The organism is Robiginitalea aestuariiviva (assembly GCF_029537735.1).
Taxonomy (GTDB): Bacteria; Bacteroidota; Bacteroidia; order Flavobacteriales; family Flavobacteriaceae; genus Robiginitalea; species Robiginitalea aestuariiviva.
The window spans coordinates 1,055,727-1,077,602 of sequence record NZ_JARPUQ010000001.1 but is presented as its reverse complement, the minus strand read 5'-3'; the positions used below and the strand labels follow the sequence as shown (position 1 = coordinate 1,077,602).

Sequence of the window (21,876 nt, the reverse complement as noted above, 5' to 3'; positions counted from 1 at the left end):
AATTCCATTTATTATTACCTGGCGCCCTGGCGCCCCAAACAATCTAACTATGTTTTCCAGTTTAAGGCGGGACCTTCCTGCCAGTATCGTCGTATTTTTTGTAGCCCTGCCCCTCTGCCTCGGGATTGCCCTGGCCAGCGGCGCCCCGTTGTTTTCCGGACTTATCGCCGGGATAGTGGGCGGTATTTTGGTTGGGTCCCTTAGCGGTTCCCATATTGGGGTAAGCGGCCCGGCCGCAGGCCTGGCAGCCATTGTCCTTACGGCAATTGGCGCCCTGGGCGGATGGGAAAATTTCCTGGTAGCCGTTTTCCTTGGCGGCGCCATCCAAATGCTGCTCGGCGTGTTAAAAGCCGGTATTATTGGCTACTATTTCCCATCTTCCGTGATCAAGGGTATGCTCACCGGGATCGGGATTATTATTATCCTGAAACAAATCCCGCACTTCTTTGGGTACGACGCAGACCCGGAAGGGGATTTTTCATTTTTCCAGGTAGACGGGGAAAATACCTTTTCCGAATTGTTTAATACGGTAAATAACATCTCCCCGGGCGCAACCCTGATTGCCCTGATCGGGCTCGGAATCCTGGTGCTCTGGGACAAGGTGCTGACCAAGAAGGCCAAAATCTTCCAACTCATTCAGGGGCCGCTGGTGGCGGTGGTACTGGGGATCCTGTTTTTCGTTTTCACCCGGGGGCATAGTACTTTGGGCATTTCCCCAGAACATCTGGTGAGCGTGCCTGTACCCGAAGACAGTGCCTCCTTCCTGGCCCAGTTCAGCTTCCCTAATTTTGCGGTAATCGGCAGGCCCGAAATCTGGGTGACCGCCTTTACCATTGCCCTGGTGGCCAGTCTGGAAACCCTGCTCTGCGTAGAAGCCACCGACAAGCTGGATCCCGAGAAACGGGTAACCCCCACCAACCGGGAATTGCTGGCCCAGGGGGCGGGCAATATGTTTTCCGGCCTGATTGGCGGGCTGCCCATCACCCAGGTGATTGTTCGCAGTTCTGCCAATATCCAGTCCGGCGCCCAGTCCAAACTTTCCGCCATCATACACGGGTTTTTCCTGTTGATCTCCGTAATCCTTATTCCGCGTTTGCTCAATATGATCCCCCTGTCCGTGCTGGCAGCCATCCTGTTTATCGTAGGTTATAAGCTTGCCAAACCCAGCCTCTTTAAGGAAATGTACCGCAAAGGCTGGAAGCAGTTCATCCCATTTGCCGTAACGGTGTTCGGGATTATTTTTACCGATTTGCTGGTGGGAATTGGCCTGGGCTTGGGGGTCGGGATTGTTGTGATCCTGATCAAAAGCTACCAGAATTCCCATTTCCTCCACATTCAGGACAAAAGTAACGGCAAGCACAAGATCAAAATGACGTTGGCCGAAGAGGTCACCTTCTTTAACAAGGGGGCCATTTTGAAGGAGTTGGACAGCCTGCCCGAAAATACGTACCTTGAACTGGATGTTCGTAAAACCCGGTACCTGGACAACGATATCATCGAAATCCTGGACGACTTCGCCTTTAAGGCCCAGGCCCGGAATATCGAGATCCACCTGTTCTCGGAACGGGGCGAAGTAGTGAACCCCGAAAGTTTTGTAGAATTTTTCAAACTCCGAAAGAAAACAGCCTAATTACCATACCCTATGAAAGCGCATACCCAAGAAACCCAATCCAAAATTACCCCCCGGGACGCCATTGCCCTGCTTAAGGAGGGCAATGCCCGCTTTGTGGCCAGCCGCCTGGCAGAAAGGGACCTGCTGGAACAGGTCCGGGACACGGCCCTTGGCCAGTACCCTTTTGCCACCGTCCTGAGCTGTATCGATTCCAGGGTGTCTGCCGAACTGGTATTTGACCAGGGGGTGGGCGATATTTTTAGTGCCCGTGTTGCCGGCAACATTGTAAATGAAGACCTGCTGGGGAGCATGGAGTTCGCCTGTAAACTGGCGGGCACCAAAGTAGTCGTAGTCCTGGGCCATACGGCCTGTGGGGCCGTTAAGGGTGCCTGCGACGATGCCCGCCTGGGCAACCTGACCGCCCTGCTGTCCAAAATCAAGCCCGCCGTGGAGGCCGTGCAGGAGCCTGCCGATCCCAATGCCCGCAGCTCTAAAAACATCGACTTTGTCAATGCCGTGGCCGAAAAAAATGTGGCCCTGACCATAGAAGCCATCCGGAAAGACAGCCCGGTATTGCGCGAAATGGAAGATGTGGGTGAAATCCGCATTGTGGGTGCCATGTACGACATTGCCACCGGAGCGGTCCATTTTATGGATTAACCCGGAATACCTTTAAAAAGCCGGCACTTTATGGGTGCCGGCTTTTGCGTTTTATATGCTATCTTCAGGGCTGCAAACCACAACCTAACCGGCTATGAAAGCCTTCTTCGCCCACTTCCGCGGAGACCTGTTTGGCGGGCTCACTGCGGGCATTGTTGCCCTGCCCCTGGCGCTGGCCTTTGGGGTAAGTTCCGGCCTGGGGCCAAGCGCCGGCCTTTACGGTGCCATTTTCATCAGTTTCTTTGCCGCCCTTTTCGGGGGCACTCCTACCCAGATTTCGGGGCCCACAGCCCCTATGACGGCCGTTAGTATGGTGGTAATTGGGAGTATTATTGCCGTAAACGACGGCAGTGTGGAAAAGGCACTGCCGGCCATCCTGACCGTATTCCTCCTGGCGGGCCTGATGCAGGTCGGGCTTGGGATAATGGGGTTAGGACGGTATATCCGATATATCCCCTACCCTGTAGTCTCCGGGTTTATGACGGCCATCGGGGTGATTATTATCGTCACCCAGATCCTGCCGGCCCTGGGGTATTACCCCAAAGAAGACGCACAGTACGTCTCCCAGTTTAAACCGCAGGCAGAGGAGTTAATCCTGGAAAACATCCTCAGGGAGGAAGCGGGGGAGGGCATCCTGGTCCTGGAGGACTTCCATGAAACCATCAATCGCTCCCATGAAATTACGCCGGATGCCATCCTGAAGGAATCCCGGACCCTGGCCGCCAAAGAGGCCTCGGGCGTGCTGGGGGCCTTCCGGGTTATGGACAAAGCCCTGAAAAACATACAGCCGCTGGAGCTGATCCTCTGCCTGGCAACCATCCTGATCATTTACGGCTTTAAGCGCATCACCACGGCGGTACCCAGCACCCTGGTGGCCCTGATCGTCGTTTCCGGAATCGCTTACGGGGCCGGGCTCAAATACCGGCCTATCGAACAAATCCCCGAAGGCTTTCCCGTACCCAACCTTGAAGTATTTACGGCTTTCCGGCCAGACCAGATCAGCCCCTACATCTTTACGGCCCTGACCCTTGCGTTGCTGGGGGCCATAGATTCCCTGCTGACTTCCGTAGTGGCAGACAACATGACCAAAACCAAGCACAAACCCAACCGGGAACTGGTTGGGCAGGGCATCGGTAACAGTATTGGCGCCCTTTTTGGCGGGATTCCAGGGGCAGGGGCCACCATCCGAACCGTTGTCAACATTAATTCCGGGGGGAAGACCCGGCTCTCCGGGATGATTTCCGGGATTGTCCTGCTGCTGGTCCTCCTGGTCCTGGGGCCCATTGCTTCCCAAATACCCGCAGCCGTGCTGGCGGGCATTCTTATTACCGTGGGGATTAATGTGATGGATTACAAAGGTTTGAAGGCAATCCCCAGCCTGCCGCGGAACATGCGCGTAGGGCCCCTGCGCCTCAGCTCCGAGGTACTCATAATGCTGGTGGTACTGGTACTCTCTACTTTCTGGAACCTGGTGTATGCCGTAGGCATTGGCCTGGTGATCGCCTCTTTGATGTTTATGAAGCAGATCGGCCAGCTTACCGGGCAGCGATCCGATGTGAAACCCCTGTTCCCGGAATCCGCCTGGCCGGATGAAAAAGGTTTCCCCGGCAACCTGAAACAGGAGGTCTTTATCAAGCACATCAAAGGCCCCCTGTTCTTCGGGACCACCAGTGAATTCCAGCAACTGGCTGAACAGATCCCGGATACCGCCAAAGCGGTGATTTTCCGTTTAGGACGCATGCAATATATGGACCAGTCCGGTCTGTATGCCATGGAGGATGTGCTGCACGCCCTACGGCAGCGCGGGGTACTTACCTTGTTTGTGAATGTCCTGGACCAGCCGCGCTATCTGATGGAGCGGATCGATATTATACCAGGGCTGGTTGCTGAAGAGTACCTGTTCCCGAATTTTAAGGCCTGTATGACGTGGGTGGTGGAAAACATTGAGGATACGGTGTGAATTGACGGGCCCCAGCCCCCGTCTACAGGGAGATTTGACCCCTCCGCTAAAAAGATTTGATTACCTTTGTGCCCGGCTTTGCACAACCCCCGGCATTTCCGGCTTAGACGATTGCAGACCATGATCGAAGAATTGAAGAAACATCTGGAAGCGGTAGAGGCCTTTCAGGCCGATACTGCGGAAGCCCTGGAGGCCTTCCGGATTGAATACCTGGGCAAAAAAGGACACCTGAGCACCTTTTTTGCCGCCCTGAAGGACATCCCCAAGGAGGAGAAAAAGGAATTCGGGCAAACGGTCAATACCCTGAAGAATGCCGCGAACGCCAAATGGGAGGCGCTAAAGGCCGAATTGGAATCGCGCACGGCTACAGAAGCCCGATACGGGGACCTGACCCGCCCCGGAGCACCTATGCCGGTAGGATCGCGCCATCCCATTTCCCTGGTGCGTGACCAGATAATCTCCATTTTTTCCGGCATTGGATTTACCGTTTCCGAAGGGCCGGAAATTGAGGATGACTGGCATAATTTTACTGCGCTGAACCTCCCGGAATACCACCCGGCCAGGGACATGCAGGACACCTTTTTTATCCAGACCGACCCGGACATATTGCTTCGGACGCACACCTCTTCCGTGCAGGTGCGGTATATGGAACAGCACAAACCGCCCATCCGGACCATTTCCCCCGGCAGGGTATACCGGAACGAGGCTATTTCTGCACGTTCCCACTGTTTCTTCCATCAGGTGGAAGGCCTGTATATAGACAAAGGGGTCTCCTTTGCAGACCTGAAACAGACCCTTCAGTATTTCACCAAAGCCCTGTTCGGGAAGTCACGCATCCGCCTGCGCCCCTCCTATTTCCCCTTTACGGAGCCCAGTGCAGAGGTAGACGTTTACTGGGGCCTGGAAACCGAAACGGATTACAAAATCACCAAGGGTACCGGCTGGCTCGAGATTATGGGCTGCGGCATGGTAGACCCGAATGTGCTGGAGAATTGCGGGATCGATTCCAAGGAGTACTCCGGTTTCGCTTTTGGGATGGGGATTGACCGCATAGCCCTTCTGTTGTACCAGATCCCGGACATCCGCCTGCTGAGCGAAAACGATGTTCGTTTCCTGAAGCAATTCAAAAACGCCTTATAGGAAATTCTCAGCGCAAGGGGAACCCCTTTGCAGCCCACCAGGGGTGGACTTCTATGGCAAGCCGGCCAGCTTTGACTGCCGGGTCCATATTGGCCAGGCTGTCTGCCATTTCGAAGGTGGGCACATTGTAGATGGTAATGCCCCGGATGTCCCCATCATCCCCGAAAGGCCCGGAAATATCTGCAAATCCCAATTCATACATCCGCCCCAGGTGGGCCAGGTGCAGGCGCTGTATGCTGTCTGCTTCGGCCTTCGACTGGCTGCGGTTGGGCCCGGTTTTCAGGAAGGCGATAAAGTACTGTTGCATCAGCACGGTATCGCCGGTGCTTTCTTCCACATAATCGAACACCTGGTAGCCCCCCGCCCGTAATTGTTCGCGAATTTCGGCTGTGGAGGGTTGTTCAGGGGCCGGCGCTTTATCTGTCATTGGCGGGGTGGTTTCGGTACGGCCACAGGCTGCGGAAAGGACCAAAAGCCCCAGGAGGGCTGCCAGGATGTTGGGTCTTATTTCCATGTCGCGTACGGTTTTTTGCTGAGTTGTGAATTGTAATACTCCGGGCGGCCGGTTACTTCTTCTCCCAGCCACCCGGGCCGGTCAAAAGCCTCTGCCACATCGGTCAGTTCAATTTCCGCCAGGGTAAGGCCCTGGTTGTCGTCCTGAAATTCGTCTACCTCGAAGGTATGGCCGCCATAGACCACCTCGTAACGGATTTTGCGGATCACCACGGGCAGGCAAAGCTGCAATAAACGCTCGGCAGCCTCCGGCGGGATTTCGAACTCCCATTCCTCGCGGGTGGTTCCCCCGTCAACAGTCTTTCCCTTAATCGTAATCCAAGCTTCTGAACCGCTGCGGCGGACGCGTACCACCCGTTCGGGATCAGTGCTCAGAAAACCCTGCACCATCGCCCAGTGGCGGGCAGCCTCCTTTCGGTACGAGCGGTCCCGAACCAGGAACTTGCGTTCTATTTCAATCATAGTCGAAGATAGGGCCCCGGGTATGGGGGCCGGTTAAATATACCCTAAATTTGAAGATCACTTTTGGCTGTGTTGTGAAAAAGATCATCCATGTAGATATGGACGCGTTCTATGCCTCGGTGGAACAACGGGACCAACCCGAGCTTCGGGGCAAACCCCTTGCGGTTGGAGGAGGGTCGCGCCGTGGGGTGGTAGCCGCCGCCAGTTATGAAGCCCGTGCCTTTGGCGTGCGTTCCGCCATGAGCGGGGCCATGGCCCGGAAGCTTTGCCCGGATTTGATCTTTGTAAAACCCCGCTTTGATCGGTACCGGGAAATTTCCGGGCAGATTCGGGATATCTTTTATGAATACACGGACCTGGTGGAACCCCTGTCCCTGGACGAGGCCTACCTGGACGTAACCGAAAACAAAAAAGGGATGATTTCGGCCACCCTGATGGCCCGGGATATCCGGCGGAAAATCCTGGAAAAAACAGGCCTTACCGCCTCGGCCGGCATCTCCATCAATAAGTTTATTGCCAAGGTAGCCAGTGACATCCATAAACCCAATGGCCAGAAGACTGTGCCCCCTGAGGAGGTACAGGATTTCCTGCACGCCCTGGACATCCGGAAATTCTACGGGGTAGGCAAGGTTACGGCAGACCGGATGTACCGCCTTGGCATCTTTACCGGGAAAGACCTTTACCGCCGGGAAGAGGCCTTCCTTACCGAGCACTTCGGAAAGAGCGGCACGCATTACTACCAGATTGTCCGCGGCATCCACAACAGCCCGGTGCAACCCAGCCGCACCCCCAAATCCGTGGGGGCAGAACGGACCTTTGCAGATAACCTCAGCAGCGAAGTGTTTATGCTGGAAAAGCTGGAACACATTGCCGGGGAACTCGCCCGGAGGCTACAGGCCAAAGGCATGGCCGGAAAAACGGTAACCCTGAAGATCAAATACAGCGACTTCCGGCTGCAAACCCGGAGCCGAACCCTGGATTGGTATCTGGCCTCCGCAGACCTGATCCTGGAAACAGCCAAATCCCTGCTGTACCAAGAGCCCCTTGAGGAATCCGTCCGCCTGTTGGGCATCTCCCTTTCCAACCTGAATACGGAAAAAGAAAAAACCGAACCCATGCCGGATTCGGTTTCGGTGCAATTGCGGTTTGAGTTCTAGAGGTTGCAGGTTTCGATCTGCGTAATCCTAAGGGTGTTTACCATTCCCTTTTCCTTAATGGGCATGGCCGCAAGGCTTACCAACATATCCCCTTCTTCCAGAAAGCCTTTCTCGCAGGCTATCCGGTTTACGTCGTCAATGGTCTCGTCCGTAGACACAAAACGGTCGTAATAAAAGGCCTTGACCCCCCAGAGCAGGTTCAGCTGGGAAAGGATCCGTTTGTTGGAAGTAAAGACCAAAATGTGCGCGCTGGGGCGCCAGGCCGAAATCTGGAAAGCCGTATACCCGCTATTGGTCAGGGTGGAAATGGCCTTGGCCTTTATCTCGTTGGCCATCAGAGCCGCGTGATAACAAATGGATTTGGTGATGTAGCGCTTCGTCCGGATCTGAGGCGGATCATGCGGCACTTTAATCAGCTCGGAGCCTTCTGTACTCTTCAGGATACTCGCCATTTTCTGGATCACCTGCACGGGGTAATTCCCCACGGAGGTTTCTCCGGACAGCATTACGGCATCTGCCCCGTCCATTACGGAGTTGGCCACATCGTTTACCTCGGCCCGCGTAGGCGTTAGGCTGGTAATCATGGTTTCCATCATCTGGGTGGCAATAATCACCGGGATCCGGGCCTTCTTGGCGCGCAGTACCAGGCGCTTTTGGATCAGGGGCACCTCCTCTGCGGGCACTTCCACGCCCAGGTCGCCCCGGGCCACCATCAGGCCATCGCAGTAGGCCACAATCTTATCGATATTTTCAACCGCTTCGGGTTTCTCGATCTTGGCTACAATCGGGATTTTGTGCTCGGAGTGCTCCTCGATCAGTTTTTGCAGGTCGATCAGGTCCTGACTGTGGCGTACAAACGAAAGAGCAATCCAATCCACATCCTGTGACACCGCAAAGCGGGCATCCTTAATGTCTTTTTCGGTCAGGGCGGGAAGGGAAATATTGGTGTTGGGCAGGTTTACCCCTTTCTTTGACTTCAGGGGGCCGCCCTGGATTACCTTCGCCTTTACGGTATCCTTGCGGTTGGTCTCCAGGATTTCGAAAATAAGCTTCCCGTCGTCCAGCAGAATGCGCTCCCCGGGATTTACATCCTTGGGGAAGCTCTTGTAATTCATATAGACTTCCTCCTGGTTCCCTTCGAAAGGTTTCCCGGTTTTGAAGGCAATTTCGTCCCCGGGGGCAACCACTACCTCGCCGGACATCACCCCTACCCGGAGTTTCGGGCCCTGCAGGTCTGCCAGGATGGCCGTGTGGATCCCCAGTTCCTCGCTCAGTTCCCGGATCATCCGGATTCGGGCTTCCACATCTTCGTAATTGGCATGTGAAAAATTGATGCGGAAGACATCCACCCCGGCATGAATCATGTCGCGAAGGGTCTCCTTATTGCTGGTGGCCGGCCCCAGGGTGGCCACGATTTTCGTCTTTTTCTGGGTTGGCATGTGTCTTTAGAAAATTAGATTGTGTTTGGATTTTAGTTTGGCCGCCTCCAACCGGTAGGCGGTAATCACTTTGGGGATGGCCAATACAATCGGCAATACCCCGGCTTCCGGTTCCCCTCCTTCTACCTTCAGGAAGAAGTCTACCTCTCGTTTTTCAGGGATCAGGAAGGATCGCCTGCGGGTAGCTTCGCCCCCAAACAGGCCGGAGTCTGCCGCCTGAGTTTCGGCGCTACCCACGTTTACGAACAGGGTCCAGGTCCGGAAATGGGCCTCGTCCTGCCACTGAAAAACCGGGAAAATGGAAGCATCCCTGTCCGAAAGGTCTTCCGGCATCCGTTGCAACAGAAGGCCGCAAACGCGGTTGAGCTCATAGGCCAGGGCATAATCCTCCAATGGGCTGTGAATCGCAAATAACCCGAAGGAAGTATCCTCCATCAGGTCTTCCCAAATGCTTAGCGTACTGCCCATTGCCAAATCAAAAGAACGGTAAAGATAGAAGTTCTCCCGGAAATCACCTAGAATGGGCATTGGAATCGGGCCCGCAGGCCCCATTTTCCGGTAAACCGCCACGGGCCTACCCAATTTTATCCTGTAATGCATAGAACGCCCGCTTGGAAGCCTTTTCCTCCGCTTTTTTCTTGGAAGTAGCACGGGCCTTGGCCATTATTCGCCCGTTGATGCGAAGCTTAACGGCAAAATGCTTAACGGGGTCGTTCCCGGAATCCTCATACACCTCGTAGTGGAACTCCTTTTTGGCCTTCTGGCACCATTCAATGACCAGGCTTTTATAACTGATGACCTGCCCCTCCAGCTGCTCGATATCCACATACGGTTCTATAACCCGGGAATGGATGAATTTTTCGCAGTATTTGTACCCGCGGTCCAGATAAATAGCCCCGATAAGGGCCTCAAAGACATTGCCGTGGATGTTTTCCCCAAAATGGGATTTGGGGATCCGGCTTTCCACATAATGGAGGAGCCCCAGGTCTTTCCCCAACTCGTTCAGGTGCTTGCGGCTCACGATCTTGGACCGCATCTTGGTCAGGTAACCCTCGTCCCCGCCCGGAACTTCGTTGTAGAGGTGTTTGGAAATAATGGTCCCCAGCATGGAATCGCCAAGGAATTCCAGGCGCTCGTAATTCATCGGGTTCCCCTTCTTGTCTTTCTTGTTGGCGGAACGGTGCAAAAAAGCCCGTTTGTAAAATTCCAGCTGCTTGGGCTTAAACCCGAGGATCCTGGTTATTCCCAAAAAAAAATCCCCATCCTCCTTAGGATGGGAATTAAAGATGTTTCCGGGAAAACTCATTCGGGGTTCAGCTTATTTTTTTAAACAACACACAAGCATTGTGGCCGCCAAACCCGAAGGTGTTGCTCATCGCTACCCGAACTTCCCGCTTTTGCGCTTTGTTCAGGGTCAGGTTGAGCTTCGGATCTATGTTTTCATCCACTACCGTATGGTTAATGGTCGGCGGCACCACCCCGTGTTCCATGGCCAGGATGGAGGCAATGGCCTCGATAGCCCCGGCGGCACCCAGCAGGTGCCCGGTCATGGATTTGGTGGAATTGATATTGATATTGGGGGCGTGCTCCCCGAATACCGCGGAAATAGCTTTTAACTCAGCCACATCGCCCAGGGGGGTAGATGTTCCGTGGGTATTGATGGCATCTACTTCTTCCGGCTTAACCCCGGCATCCCGAAGGCAGTTTTCCATTACCCGTACCACCCCAATCCCGTCCGGGTGGGGGGCCGTCATGTGGTAGGCGTCGCTTGAAAGGCCACCCCCTGCTACCTCTGCGTAGATCTTAGCACCGCGGGCCTTGGCGTGCTCGTATTCTTCCAGGATAAGTGCCCCGGCTCCTTCCCCCAGTACAAAGCCATCGCGTGTGGCATCGAAGGGACGTGAAGCGGTTTCAGGGCTTTCGTTTCTTGTGGAAAGGGCATGCATGGCGTTAAACCCGCCCATCCCAGCAATGGTTACGGCGGCTTCGCTCCCCCCGGTTACCACCACATCGCAATGCCCGAGGCGGATGTAGTTCAGGGCATCGATCAAAGCATTGGCAGAACTGGCACAGGCCGACACTGTGGTATAGTTAGGCCCCATAAACCCGTGCTTGATGCTGATATTACCCGGAGCAATATCTGCGATCATCTTTGGGATAAAGAAGGGGTTAAAGCGCGGCGTTCCATCTCCGGCTGCATAATTCAGCACTTCGGTCTGGAAGGTCTCCAGCCCGCCGATGCCGGCGCCCCAGATAACCCCAACCCGAAACTTGTCGATCTGCTCCAGGTCCAATCCGGAATCGGCAATGGCCTCGTCCGAGGAAACCAGGGCATACTGGGCAAAACGGTCCAGTTTGCGCGCTTCCTTCCGGTCGAAATAGGCGTTGGGATCGTAATCCTTGAGTTCGCAGGCGAACTTGGTTTTGAATTTTTCAGTATCGAAATAGGTGATGGGGGCACAACCGCTTTTGCCGTTTTTCAGGCCTTCCCAGTAAGCGTCCTTATTGTTTCCAATAGGAGTAAGGGCTCCCAGCCCTGTTACTACTACGCGTTTTAATTCCATAGAATCAAACTATTTGGCATCTCATTTAATACCATGCGTAAATTAAAAAAAATTATCCATGCCGCCCTGTGCAGCATGGATAATTTGACTTTACGGAAAGTATCTACTTACTTGGCCTCTTCTATATAGCTAATAGCCTGGCCAACGGTAGCAATATTTTCAGCTTGATCGTCCGGAATCTGAATATCGAATTCCTTTTCAAATTCCATGATCAACTCTACTGTATCCAAGGAATCTGCACCCAGGTCGTTGGTAAAGCTGGCTTCAGCAACCACCTCGTTTTCGTCAACACCGAGCTTATCAACGATGATAGCCTTAACTCTTGATGCAATGTCTGACATATCGTTTGGTTTTAGATTTGAATTGTTGGCAAAAATAACAAACTTTGGATTAAAACCATCAATTCCCGATAAAATGTACGCCACCGCACCTAATTAAGGCATGGCCGTACTACCTTTGTTCCCATGGATTTTTCTCAAAATAACCCCCGGAATTTGGTCTTGTTTGCCTCCGGTTCCGGCAGTAATGTAGAGCGGATCGCTACTTTTTTTAAGGGCGATACCCGGGTGCGCATTGCAGGGGTGCTCTGCAACAACCCCAAGGCCGGGGTAATAGACCGGTGCAAGCGGCTGGGGCTGCCGCTGTACTGCTTTAACCGGACAGCCTATCAGGAGGAAACGGGCCTGCTGGGCCTGCTCCGGGCATTGAAACCGGACCTGATTGTACTGGCCGGGTTCCTCTGGAAAATCCCGGAAAGCCTCATAGCCGAATACCCCGGTAGCATTGTGAATATCCACCCGGCCCTGTTGCCCAAATTCGGGGGCAGGGGGATGTATGGCATGCATGTGCACCAGGCCGTGGTAGACCAGGGCGAAACGGAAACCGGCATCACCATCCACCATGTGAATGCCGCCTACGACGAAGGCGCCGTGATCTTCCAGGCCCGTGTCCCGGTGAAACCTGATGACACCCCGGAAATGGTGGCTGCCAAAGTACACCAGCTCGAATACGCTCATTATCCGGAAACCATACAAAACCTTCTGGGCCTGAGTCATGGCTGAAAAGAATAAATTCTACGCAGTTTGGAAAGGCAAAACCCCGGGCGTTTACAGCAGCTGGGAAGCCTGTAAAAAGCAAATTGAGGGCTTTAAGGGTGCCCAGTATATGGGATTTCCGGAGAAATCCCAGGCCCAGCATGCCTTTCGCAGCGGCTACCGGGCCGCCCTGGCAGGCAAAAAAAAAGGCAAATCCCTGAGTGCCGAACAACTGGCCCGCCTGGGCGCCCCGAATTACCATTCCATTTCCGTGGATGCCGCCTCCAGCGGCAACCCGGGGGTGATGGAATACCAGGGCGTGGACACCCGTACGGGAAAACGCCTGTTCCACCAGGGCCCGTTCCCCGAAGGCACCAACAATATTGGAGAGTTCCTGGCCATTGTACACGGCCTTGCCTATCTTAAAAAACAGGACAGCAACCGGGTCATCTATTCGGATTCCCGCACGGCCATTAGCTGGGTACGCAAGAAAAAATGCAATACCAAGTTAGAGGAAACGGCCAAAAACGAGCCGCTGTTTGAGTTGATTGACCGGGCAGAGACCTGGCTGCAGACTCATGCCTACACCACTCCGGTGGTGAAATGGGAAACGAAGGCATGGGGCGAGATCCCCGCGGATTTCGGGAGGAAGTGATCCCGGGCATCGATTCCTGCCCCCGGCACAGGCCTTAAGCCCGTGCAATCCCCTATATTTGCATCAAATTTGCTGAGCATCCCATGGGTAAACTTTTAATTGTAGGTACGGTGGCTTTCGACGCCATTGAAACCCCTTTTGGAAAATCCGACAAAATTCTCGGGGGTGCAGCCACCTTTATTGGCCTGGCTGCCTCCCTGTATAAAAACGATGCCGCCATTGTATCTGTGGTGGGAGAAGATTTCCCCAGGCCATACCTGGACCTGCTAAGCAATAAGGGAATTGACACTTCGGGAATTGAGGTAGTACGGGGAGGGAAAACCTTTTTCTGGAGCGGGAAGTACCACAATGACCTTAACCGGCGCGACACCCTGGCCACAGAGCTCAATGTGCTGGCAGACTTCAACCCCGTGGTTCCGGAATCCTATCGCGACAGCGATGTGCTGATGCTGGGCAACCTGCACCCGGAAATCCAGATGGATGTAATCCGGCAGATGCGGACCAAACCCAAGCTCACTGTGCTGGATACGATGAACTACTGGATGAACCATACCTGGGATACCCTAATGGATGTGATCCGGGAGATTGACGTGATTGCCATCAACGACGAAGAGGCCAGGCAATTGAGCGGGGAATATTCCCTGGTTAAGGCGGCAGCCATGATCAGCGCCATGGGCCCGGATTACGTAGTTATCAAAAAAGGGGAAAATGGCGCCCTGCTCTTCCACAAAGACCGGATCTTTTTTGCCCCGGCCCTGCCTCTGGAAGATATATTTGACCCCACCGGGGCCGGCGACACCTTTGCCGGGGGCTTCTCGGGCTACCTGGCCGAAACCGAAAACCTGTCTTTTGACAACCTGAAAAATGCCGTCATCCACGGCTCCAACCTGGCCTCGTTTTGCGTGGAACGCTTTGGCACCGAAAGGCTGCAGAACCTGGCTTCCGAAGAAATTCAGTCCCGCCTGCGGCAATTCCGTGAGCTGACCCAATTCGATATCGAGGTAGAATAGGATGGAGTACCGTCCAGATTTTATACTTTTGCGGGCATGAGCGACGCCATCAAACACGAATGCGGAATCTCTCTCATTCGTTTGCTGAAACCCCTGGAATACTACCAGGAGAAATACGGCACAGCCTTCTACGGGGTTAACAAAATGTACCTCATGATGGAGAAACAGCACAACCGGGGGCAGGATGGCGCCGGTTTTGCGAGCATCAAGCTGGACATGAACGCAGGGGAGCGCTACATGAGCCGGGTACGCTCCAACCTTTCCCAGCCCATTCAGGATATTTTTGAACGCATCAACGAACGGGTGAACACCGCCCTGAAGGAACACCCGGAACGGGTAGAGGATGTGGCCTGGCAGAAGAAAAACATCCCGTATGTGGGCGAACTTCTCTTGGGCCATGTGCGTTACGGCACCTTTGGGCAGAACAGCATAGAAAGTGTCCATCCCTTCCTGAGGCAGAACAACTGGATGCACCGCAACCTGATTGTGGCCGGGAACTTCAACATGACCAACGTAAAGGAATTGTTCGATAACCTGGTGCAGTTGGGCCAGCACCCCAAGGAACTTGCCGATACCATCACGGTTATGGAAAAAATCGGCCATTTCCTGGACGACGCGGTGGCCAAACTCTATAAACAAATTAAAAAGGAGGGCTTTAACAAAATGGAAGCCTCTCCCCTGATTGCGGAGCGCCTGAATCTGGGGAAAATCCTCCGGAAATCTTCCAAGAACTGGGATGGGGGCTATGCCATGGCCGGGTTACTCGGCCACGGGGACGCCTTTGTGTTGCGGGATCCATCAGGTATCCGGCCCGCCTATTATTACAAAGACGATGAAATCGTGGTGGTCGCCTCGGAACGCCCTGCTATACAAACGGTATTCAATACCTCTTACGCCCAGGTGGAAGAGTTGCCGCCGGGGCACGCCATTATTGTCAAGAAATCCGGGGAAACCCAGATTAAAAGAATACAGGAGCCCCGCGAACGCAAAGCCTGTTCCTTTGAGCGAATCTATTTCTCCCGGGGCAACGACAAGGAGATTTACGAGGAGCGGAAAAAACTGGGGATGTTATTATTCCCCCAGATCCTGGAGGCCATAGACCACGATTTGAAGAATACGGTCTTCTCCTATATCCCCAACACAGCAGAAACTTCCTTCCTGGGGATGCTGCGGGAAGCCCAGAATTACCTCAACAAGAAAAAAGGGGAGCAGATCCTGGCCATGGGTTCGGAGATAGACCCAGAGGAACTCCAGGCCATTCTGGAGATACGCCCGCGGATCGAAAAGGTAGCGATCAAGGACGCCAAGCTGCGAACTTTTATTACCCAGGACAGCAGCAGGGACGACCTGGTGGCGCACGTATACGATATTTCATACGGGTCGGTGAACCCGGGCGATTACCTGGCTATTATTGACGACAGCATTGTACGCGGAACCACCCTGCGCAAGAGCATCCTCCGGATCCTTGACCGCCTGCATCCGAAAAAAATCATCGTGATCTCTTCTGCCCCGCAAATCCGGTATCCGGATTGTTACGGCATAGACATGGCCAAACTGGAAGACTTTATCGCCTTCCGCGCTGCACTGGCCTTACATCGGGAACACGGCACCGAAGCCATTATCCAGGAGATTTATGAAAAATGCAAGGCTTCCTTGGTTTCCGAAAGTATGGAATCCATACCCAATCATGTGCAGGCGTTTTATGCCCCTTTCACCCCGGAGGAAATTTCAGATAAGATTGCCGAATTGCTGAGTCCGCCAGAGATCAAGGCCGAAGTAAAGATCATTTACCAGACCATAGAAAACTTGCATGCCGCCTGCCCGAAGAACCTCGGGGATTGGTATTTCACAGGGGAATACCCAACACCAGGAGGGAACCGTGTGGTAAACCGTTCCTTTGTGAATTTCTACGAAGGGCGGAACGAGCGCGCCTATTGATCTTATCGATGAAATGCACAGTTTTATGCATTTCATCGATAAAAGGGGTTGTTTGTCGGATTTATCCTGCTACTGGACGGAACGCCAGTACTTTAGAATTGCCATAGCATAAGTAGGTTAAGTTCATGGTAAGATTTGGGGCAAAAAAGGTGGAGTTTCTCCACCTTTTTTATTTTCCGTCCTACTGCACCCTTCACCGCCCGACAAGGCATACGCCTCCCCTGTAAGATGCCTGCTCCCAGCGTACCGTTTATCGGATTTCTTTGGCGTTCGTCCAAAAACATCCTTCCCGGGCAATAATCCGGCTTACTTTGGCAGGACCATAGCATAAGTAGGTTAAGTTCATGGTAAGATTTGGGGAAAAGGCAGGGTGAGAACCCTGCCTTTTTATGTTTAACCCTATTCTTTAAAGGGCTGATATCGAAGCTATCTCCTCCTGTAACCTTGTTTAAACTATGGGATTTTTCCAAAAAAATGGTAAAATCCTTTGTTATTTCTCTTAAAGCCAGTAATTTAGTCCTGCCATAGCATAAGTAGGTTAAGTTTATGGTAAGATTTGGGATGAAAAGGGCAGAGGTTTCTCTGCCCTTTTCTATTGGCTACAATCCATAAAAAAAGCCCCGGCAAGGCGGGGCTTTAAACTAAAGGGTTGGGCTTCTTATTTATTGGCCGCGTAGTTCTCGGCAACTTTATCCCAGTTGATTACGTTGTAGAACGCGCCGATATAATCCGTGCGGCGATTCTGATAGTTCAGGTAATATGCATGTTCCCACACATCAATCCCGAGGATCGGGTGCCCGCCACAACCTACGCCAGGCATAAGCGGGTTATCCTGGTTGGGGGTTGAGCAAATTTCAACCTTTCCTCCCTTTTGTACACAAAGCCAGGCCCATCCGGATCCAAAACGGGTGGCAGCAGCCTTACTGAAAGCCTCTTTGAAGCCATCGAAGGATCCGAAAGCAGCATTAATGGCGTCTGCCAGCTCTCCGGTAGGGGCTCCCCCGGCGTTGGGACCCATAATTTCCCAGAACAGGCAGTGGTTGTAGTATCCTCCACCGTTGTTGCGAACGGCCATATTGTCCATATCCAGTCCGCCCAGAATGGCTTCAATGGACTGGCCTTCCATGGCTGTGCCTGAAATGGCAGCGTTCAGGTTGTTGGTATATCCGTTATGGTGCTTGGTATGATGAATTTCCATGGTCCGCGCATCGATATGCGGCTCCAGGGCATCATACGCGTACGGTAAATTCGGCAATTGAAAAGACATAAAATACGCGTGATTTTAATTAATAATCCTTGTTGACCAAAAGTACGGTTTTTAACAAACACTTTCCGCTAATATATTGTTAAGAACCCCCTTAGAATGCGTAATTTGCAGGTAATGGTTCCCGCACCTTCACCCTTTCGTATCTATAATGCCTCGGCCGGTTCCGGGAAAACCTACACCCTTGCCCGGGAGTACCTGAGCCTGCTGCTGGCGCCGGGCGCCGGGCAGGCCTTCCGGGAAATGCTGGCTATCACCTTTACCAACAAAGCGGTTTCCGAGCTCAAGCAGCGTATCCTGGGCCAGCTTAAGGTGTTTTCTGAAACGCGGGCGGAAGACGCTCCTTCAGACTTGTTTCGGGACGTGCAGTTACAGCTTGGCCTGGAGCGTGAAGCCTTACGCCAACGGGCTGATACAGTCTTACAGGAGGTACTCCACAATTACGCATTTTTTGATATCTCCACCATAGACCGCTTTAACCACCGGATTTTGCGCACCTTTTCCCAGGACCTGCAATTACCCGCACATTTTGAGGTGGAACTGGATACGGATGCCCTGCTGGCCAGGGCTGTGGATGCCCTGATCCAGCGTACAGGGGAAGATGCTGCACTCACCCACGCCCTCATTGAATTCGCCCTTGAAAAATCCGCGGAGGACAAGAGCTGGGACATTGGCCGGGACCTCATGGAAATGGGCAGGATGTTGTTCAACGAAAATCATTTTCGCTACCTGGATTCCCTGGGGCAGAAAAACATTGCCGATTATCGGGCGCTGCGCCAGGCCCTGAAGGCCCAGCAGGCGGCATGCGAAGCAGAATTGGGGGCCACCGCCCGGGGCGTGCTGGAGCACCTGGATGAACTGGGTTTGGAATTTGGAGATTTCAGCGGGCAGTACTTTCCGAAATTCCTGCAACGTATCCGGGACCGGAATTTTGATGTGAACACCCAGGCCAAATGGCTGTTGGAATTTGCCGAAAAAGACCCCTTCCCAAAGCGAGTGGATGCCCAGACGCAAAGCCTGATGCGGGTACACCTCCCGGCCTGGGCCAGCGCCCTGAATACCCTGCTGGAGTTGCTCCCCCAAAGGGCCTTCTTAGAGAATGCAGATGCCAACATGGCCCCATTTACGGTCCTGGGAATGCTGCAGGCGGAATTGCAGCGGTTGCAGGAAGCCGAAGGGCTCCTGCCCGTAGCCCGGTTTAACGCCATCATAGCCAGGGAGATTGCCGGGCAACCCGCCCCGTATATATACGAGCGCCTGGGGGAAAAGTTCCGGCATTACTTTATTGACGAATTTCAGGACACCTCGGAATTGCAGTGGCAAAACCTGATCCCGCTCATCGGCAATGCGCTGGAAAGCGTGGACGAGGGCGGAAAGCAAGGCTCCCTGATCCTGGTGGGGGATGCCAAACAGGCCATTTACCGCTGGAGGGGCGGGCGGGCCGAACAATTTATCGGCCTTTCCCGGGGGCCCGGCAACCCGTTTTCCGTGCCGCCGGAAACCATAACCCTGCCCAGGAATTTCAGGAGCCGGGATACCCTGGTACACTTCAACAACACCTTTTTTGCCCAGCACGGGAACCAATTGTCGCATCCGGAATACCGGGAACTCTTCGCTTCACAAAGCAGGCAAACAGCCCATAACCAGGATGCCGGGCTGGTGCACCTGGAATTTCTGGACCCGGAGGTGCCGGAAGTGGAAACGGCCTACGTGGATCGCACCCTGGAACTGATACGGCAACTGCTGGATTCCGGTTACACCCCTGGGGACATCTGCGTGCTCACCCGGAAAAGGCAGGAGGGGGTAGCGGTCTCCAACCGCCTGATGCAAGGCGAAATCCCCATTATTTCTTCCGAAACCCTCCTGCTGCGCAACCACCCCGGGGTGGGTTTTTTAATCCACTTGTTGCAGCATTTGCTGGAACCTGAGGACCCCAACCCGGTATTTGACCTGTTGTGTTACCTGTTGCGGGAAAGGAAAGACGCCCATTCGGCGATGCTCGAAGGCTTAAGCCGCCCGGCAAAAATATGGGAAACCCTGGGCTTTAACGCCTCGGAAGCCGCTATGCGATCCGTTTACGACATTCTGGAAGAAGCCATCGGGAAATTTGACCTGGGCGGGAACGGGGACGCCTATCTCGTTGCTTTGCTGGACCTGGCGCAGGAGATCAGCCGGAAACAGGACTCCTCCCTGGCCACCTTCCTCCGCTACTGGGAAGCCAAGGCGGATACCCTGAGCATTGCCGCCCCCGAAGGACGCGATGCAGTACGCCTGATGACCATCCATAAAGCCAAAGGGCTGGAATTCCCCGTAGTGATTTATCCCTTTGCCGACACCCAGATCTATAAAGAACAACGCCCCCGTATCTGGCTGCCTGTAGATCCTGAAGCTTTTGCCGGGTTTCCTTTCCTGCAGGTTTCCAAGAAAAAGGAAATGGAACATTACGGGCCCGTGGCCCGGGAAGCCTACCGGCAGGAACAGGAGCGGCTGGAACTGGACGCCTTCAATGTGCTGTATGTGGCCCAGACCCGGGCGGCAGAGGCCATGTTTATCCTCACCCGGCTGCGGTCGGATTCGGAAAAGGAAAGCCTCACGGACTACGGCGCCCTGTACCGGGGTTACTTACAGGCGGGCGGGCAATGGGATCCGGAACAACGGGTTTATACCTTCGGGAAATTAGCTCCTGGGCGGCATCCGAAGGGCAGACAGGAGGAGGAAACCCTGCCCCTGGCCTATTCTGAAGGGGACCGTAAAAACCTTCAGTTAGTGACCGCCTCGGCCCGTCTTTGGGAAACCGAACGGGAAAGCAGGCTGAACATGGGAAACCTCATCCACCTGGGGTTAAGCCTGGTAACCACGGTAAGCGACATCGGCGGCGCCGTATCCGAAATGGTGACCGAAGGCTACGTCCCCGCAGAGGAACAAGTCAACCTGACCCGCATCCTGGAGCGCGTGGTGACCCACCCGGAACTGCAAGCCTACTTTAAGGCAGGGCTCCAAGTCTACTGTGAGCGCGACATCATAACCGAAAATGGGCTAATTTTGCGACCCGACAGGGTGGTGCTCCGACCGGAGGAAGTAGTGGTAATCGACTACAAAACCGGCCGGCCGGCAGCCGGCCACCGCGAACAACTGGCCGGATATGCAAGGGCCCTGGAGCAAATGGGCCACAGGAATGTTCGCGGCATCCTGGCCTACATTTCAGAAACGGAAATCTTAATCGATATACCCTAACATTATGTACGGAAAGATACAGGCACATTTACAAGCAGAACTGGAAGACATTCGGGAGGCCGGCCTCTTCAAGGAGGAACGGATCATCACCACCCCGCAGGGCCCGGTAATCCGGGTTTCCACAGGGCAGGAAGTCCTGAATTTCTGCGCCAATAACTACCTGGGGCTGTCCGCCCACCCGGAGGTGATCCAGGCCGCCAAAGACACCCTGGACACCCATGGGTTTGGCATGTCTTCGGTGCGGTTTATCTGCGGCACCCAGGACATACACAAGGAACTGGAGGCCGCCATTGCCAGATTCTACGGCACGGAAGACACCATCCTCTATGCCGCAGCCTTCGATGCCAACGGGGGCGTTTTTGAACCCCTGCTCGGCCCGGAGGATGCCATTATCTCCGACGCCCTGAACCACGCCAGCATTATAGACGGGGTTCGGCTGTGCAAGGCCAAACGCTACCGCTACGCCAATGGGGATATGGAGGACCTCGAACGCCAGCTGCAACAGGCCGAGGCGGACCAGGCCCGCTTCAAAATTATCGTAACGGACGGGGTGTTCTCAATGGATGGGCTGGTAGCCCCGCTGGATGCCATCTGCGACCTGGCGGACCAATACGACGCCATGGTCATGATTGATGAGTGCCACGCCGCAGGGTTTATCGGCCCCACAGGGGTAGGTACCCTGGAGGAAAAAAATGTGATGGGTCGTGTCGACATTATTACCGGCACCCTGGGCAAGGCCCTTGGGGGCGCCATGGGCGGGTATACCACGGGTAAGAAGGAAATCATTGAGATGCTCCGCCAACGCTCCCGGCCATACCTGTTCTCCAATAGCCTGGCCCCGGCCATTGTAGGGGCGTCCATCAAGGTTTTTGAATTACTGGAGCGGGACCAGTCACTCAAAACGCAATTGGACGAAAACACCGCCTATTTCAAAGCCGGGATGAAGCAGGCAGGCTTTGATATTATCGACGGGGACTCCGCCATAGTCCCGGTAATGCTCTACGATGCTAAACTCGCTCAGGAAATGGCGAGGCAGCTGCTGGATGAGGGCATTTATGTGATCGGATTTTTCTATCCGGTAGTTCCAAAAGGGAAGGCCCGGATACGGGTTCAATTGTCCGCTGCGCATACCCGCGAACATCTCGATAAAGCCATTGGTGCTTTTACCCGGGTCGGAAAAGCACTGGATGTGATTTAAGCCCCGTAATCCGGGCATTTTAGGCATGAAAAAAAT

The 21,876-nt window shown here is 54.1% G+C and carries 19 protein-coding genes; 11 read left to right on the top strand and 8 right to left on the bottom strand.

The window, feature by feature from the left end; all coding sequences use genetic code 11:
* Nucleotides 1-49: 49 nt before the first annotated feature.
* From OZ410_RS04785 to pheS, 4 genes are all read left to right on the top strand, one after another.
* Nucleotides 50-1,630 carry a SulP family inorganic anion transporter gene (locus OZ410_RS04785; RefSeq protein ID WP_277706777.1) on the top strand — a complete coding sequence of 527 codons (1,581 nt, stop codon included), beginning with the start codon at nucleotides 50-52 and terminating at the stop codon, nucleotides 1,628-1,630.
* A gap of 12 nt (nucleotides 1,631-1,642) precedes the next feature.
* Nucleotides 1,643-2,272, top strand: a complete 630-nt coding sequence (locus OZ410_RS04780; protein ID WP_277706776.1) for a carbonic anhydrase family protein — start codon at nucleotides 1,643-1,645, stop codon at nucleotides 2,270-2,272.
* Between the two features lie 94 nt (nucleotides 2,273-2,366).
* Nucleotides 2,367-4,232: a SulP family inorganic anion transporter gene (locus OZ410_RS04775; RefSeq protein WP_277706775.1), complete on the top strand. Its 1,866-nt coding sequence runs from the start codon at nucleotides 2,367-2,369 to the stop codon at nucleotides 4,230-4,232.
* Nucleotides 4,233-4,352: 120 nt separating this feature from the next.
* Nucleotides 4,353-5,372, top strand: a complete 1,020-nt coding sequence (gene pheS, locus OZ410_RS04770; RefSeq protein ID WP_277706774.1) for a phenylalanine--tRNA ligase subunit alpha — start codon at nucleotides 4,353-4,355, stop codon at nucleotides 5,370-5,372.
* Nucleotides 5,373-5,379: 7 nt separating this feature from the next.
* Here the strand turns inward: pheS and OZ410_RS04765 are convergent, their stop codons facing one another.
* Together OZ410_RS04765 and OZ410_RS04760 are read right to left on the bottom strand one after the other, a co-directional pair.
* Nucleotides 5,380-5,886, bottom strand: coding sequence for a YciI family protein (locus OZ410_RS04765; RefSeq protein WP_277706773.1), 507 nt, complete (start codon nucleotides 5,884-5,886; stop codon nucleotides 5,380-5,382).
* Nucleotides 5,877-6,347, bottom strand: coding sequence for a CYTH domain-containing protein (locus tag OZ410_RS04760; protein ID WP_277706772.1), 471 nt, complete (start codon nucleotides 6,345-6,347; stop codon nucleotides 5,877-5,879). The genes OZ410_RS04765 and OZ410_RS04760 overlap by 10 nt, the downstream gene beginning before the upstream one ends.
* Before the next feature lie 74 nt (nucleotides 6,348-6,421).
* Here OZ410_RS04760 and dinB point away from each other — a divergent pair, with 74 nt between their 5' ends.
* Nucleotides 6,422-7,504 carry a DNA polymerase IV gene (gene dinB, locus OZ410_RS04755; protein ID WP_277706771.1) on the top strand — a complete coding sequence of 361 codons (1,083 nt, stop codon included), beginning with the start codon at nucleotides 6,422-6,424 and terminating at the stop codon, nucleotides 7,502-7,504.
* On the opposite strand, the gene pyk is transcribed toward dinB, so the two are convergent.
* The 5 genes from pyk to OZ410_RS04730 form a co-directional block, all read right to left on the bottom strand.
* The gene (gene pyk / locus OZ410_RS04750) at nucleotides 7,501-8,943 is read right to left on the bottom strand and encodes a pyruvate kinase (protein ID WP_277706770.1); all 1,443 of its coding nucleotides are present in this window, start codon (nucleotides 8,941-8,943) and stop codon (nucleotides 7,501-7,503) included. The two genes, dinB and pyk, sit on opposite strands and share 4 nt — an antisense overlap.
* A 6-nt stretch (nucleotides 8,944-8,949) precedes the next feature.
* Nucleotides 8,950-9,411 carry an IPExxxVDY family protein gene (locus OZ410_RS04745; RefSeq protein WP_277706769.1) on the bottom strand — a complete coding sequence of 154 codons (462 nt, stop codon included), beginning with the start codon at nucleotides 9,409-9,411 and terminating at the stop codon, nucleotides 8,950-8,952.
* A gap of 106 nt (nucleotides 9,412-9,517) precedes the next feature.
* Nucleotides 9,518-10,249 carry a ribonuclease III gene (rnc, locus tag OZ410_RS04740; protein ID WP_277706768.1) on the bottom strand — a complete coding sequence of 244 codons (732 nt, stop codon included), beginning with the start codon at nucleotides 10,247-10,249 and terminating at the stop codon, nucleotides 9,518-9,520.
* 7 nt (nucleotides 10,250-10,256) lie between these two features.
* The gene (gene fabF / locus OZ410_RS04735; protein ID WP_277706767.1) at nucleotides 10,257-11,507 is read right to left on the bottom strand and encodes a beta-ketoacyl-ACP synthase II; all 1,251 of its coding nucleotides are present in this window, start codon (nucleotides 11,505-11,507) and stop codon (nucleotides 10,257-10,259) included.
* Nucleotides 11,508-11,614: 107 nt separating this feature from the next.
* The gene (locus OZ410_RS04730) at nucleotides 11,615-11,848 is read right to left on the bottom strand and encodes an acyl carrier protein (protein ID WP_009778413.1); all 234 of its coding nucleotides are present in this window, start codon (nucleotides 11,846-11,848) and stop codon (nucleotides 11,615-11,617) included.
* 123 nt (nucleotides 11,849-11,971) lie between these two features.
* On the opposite strand from OZ410_RS04730, the gene purN reads away from it, so the two are divergent.
* The 4 genes from purN to OZ410_RS04710 all read left to right on the top strand — a co-directional run bounded on the left by purN (nucleotide 11,972) and on the right by OZ410_RS04710 (nucleotide 16,144).
* Nucleotides 11,972-12,568 (top strand): phosphoribosylglycinamide formyltransferase, encoded by a 597-nt coding sequence (gene purN / locus OZ410_RS04725; protein WP_277706766.1) that lies wholly within the window; start codon nucleotides 11,972-11,974, stop codon nucleotides 12,566-12,568.
* Complete coding sequence (locus OZ410_RS04720) at nucleotides 12,561-13,196, top strand: ribonuclease H1 domain-containing protein (protein WP_277706765.1); 636 nt, start codon at nucleotides 12,561-12,563, stop codon at nucleotides 13,194-13,196. The genes purN and OZ410_RS04720 overlap by 8 nt, the downstream gene beginning before the upstream one ends.
* 83 nt (nucleotides 13,197-13,279) lie before the next feature.
* Nucleotides 13,280-14,206: a PfkB family carbohydrate kinase gene (locus tag OZ410_RS04715; RefSeq protein WP_277706764.1), complete on the top strand. Its 927-nt coding sequence runs from the start codon at nucleotides 13,280-13,282 to the stop codon at nucleotides 14,204-14,206.
* Nucleotides 14,207-14,242: 36 nt separating this feature from the next.
* Nucleotides 14,243-16,144, top strand: coding sequence for an amidophosphoribosyltransferase (locus OZ410_RS04710; RefSeq protein WP_277706763.1), 1,902 nt, complete (start codon nucleotides 14,243-14,245; stop codon nucleotides 16,142-16,144).
* Nucleotides 16,145-16,802: 658 nt separating this feature from the next.
* Here the strand turns inward: OZ410_RS04710 and OZ410_RS04705 are convergent.
* Nucleotides 16,803-17,411, bottom strand: a complete 609-nt coding sequence (locus OZ410_RS04705) for a superoxide dismutase (RefSeq protein WP_277706762.1) — start codon at nucleotides 17,409-17,411, stop codon at nucleotides 16,803-16,805.
* Nucleotides 17,412-17,507: 96 nt separating this feature from the next.
* Between OZ410_RS04705 and OZ410_RS04700 the strand changes: the two genes are divergently transcribed.
* On the top strand, nucleotides 17,508-20,642 hold the full coding sequence (locus OZ410_RS04700) for a UvrD-helicase domain-containing protein (protein ID WP_277706761.1): 3,135 nt from the start codon (nucleotides 17,508-17,510) through the stop codon (nucleotides 20,640-20,642).
* 4 nt (nucleotides 20,643-20,646) lie between these two features.
* On the top strand, nucleotides 20,647-21,840 hold the full coding sequence (gene kbl, locus OZ410_RS04695) for a glycine C-acetyltransferase (protein WP_277706760.1): 1,194 nt from the start codon (nucleotides 20,647-20,649) through the stop codon (nucleotides 21,838-21,840).
* Nucleotides 21,841-21,876 lie beyond the last annotated feature (36 nt).

Coding starts and splice junctions, on each gene's coding strand:
- OZ410_RS04785 (WP_277706777.1), top strand. CDS start 50: ATGTTTTCCAGTTTAAGGCGGGACCTTCCTGCCAGTATCGTCGTATTT.
- OZ410_RS04780 (WP_277706776.1), top strand. CDS start 1,643: ATGAAAGCGCATACCCAAGAAACCCAATCCAAAATTACCCCCCGGGAC.
- OZ410_RS04775 (WP_277706775.1), top strand. CDS start 2,367: ATGAAAGCCTTCTTCGCCCACTTCCGCGGAGACCTGTTTGGCGGGCTC.
- pheS (WP_277706774.1), top strand. CDS start 4,353: ATGATCGAAGAATTGAAGAAACATCTGGAAGCGGTAGAGGCCTTTCAG.
- OZ410_RS04765 (WP_277706773.1), bottom strand. CDS start 5,886: ATGGAAATAAGACCCAACATCCTGGCAGCCCTCCTGGGGCTTTTGGTC.
- OZ410_RS04760 (WP_277706772.1), bottom strand. CDS start 6,347: ATGATTGAAATAGAACGCAAGTTCCTGGTTCGGGACCGCTCGTACCGA.
- pyk (WP_277706770.1), bottom strand. CDS start 8,943: ATGCCAACCCAGAAAAAGACGAAAATCGTGGCCACCCTGGGGCCGGCC.
- OZ410_RS04745 (WP_277706769.1), bottom strand. CDS start 9,411: ATGGGCAGTACGCTAAGCATTTGGGAAGACCTGATGGAGGATACTTCC.
- rnc (WP_277706768.1), bottom strand. CDS start 10,249: ATGAGTTTTCCCGGAAACATCTTTAATTCCCATCCTAAGGAGGATGGG.
- fabF (WP_277706767.1), bottom strand. CDS start 11,507: ATGGAATTAAAACGCGTAGTAGTAACAGGGCTGGGAGCCCTTACTCCT.
- OZ410_RS04730 (WP_009778413.1), bottom strand. CDS start 11,848: ATGTCAGACATTGCATCAAGAGTTAAGGCTATCATCGTTGATAAGCTC.
- purN (WP_277706766.1), top strand. CDS start 11,972: ATGGATTTTTCTCAAAATAACCCCCGGAATTTGGTCTTGTTTGCCTCC.
- OZ410_RS04720 (WP_277706765.1), top strand. CDS start 12,561: ATGGCTGAAAAGAATAAATTCTACGCAGTTTGGAAAGGCAAAACCCCG.
- OZ410_RS04715 (WP_277706764.1), top strand. CDS start 13,280: ATGGGTAAACTTTTAATTGTAGGTACGGTGGCTTTCGACGCCATTGAA.
- OZ410_RS04710 (WP_277706763.1), top strand. CDS start 14,243: ATGAGCGACGCCATCAAACACGAATGCGGAATCTCTCTCATTCGTTTG.
- OZ410_RS04705 (WP_277706762.1), bottom strand. CDS start 17,411: ATGTCTTTTCAATTGCCGAATTTACCGTACGCGTATGATGCCCTGGAG.
- OZ410_RS04700 (WP_277706761.1), top strand. CDS start 17,508: ATGCGTAATTTGCAGGTAATGGTTCCCGCACCTTCACCCTTTCGTATC.
- kbl (WP_277706760.1), top strand. CDS start 20,647: ATGTACGGAAAGATACAGGCACATTTACAAGCAGAACTGGAAGACATT.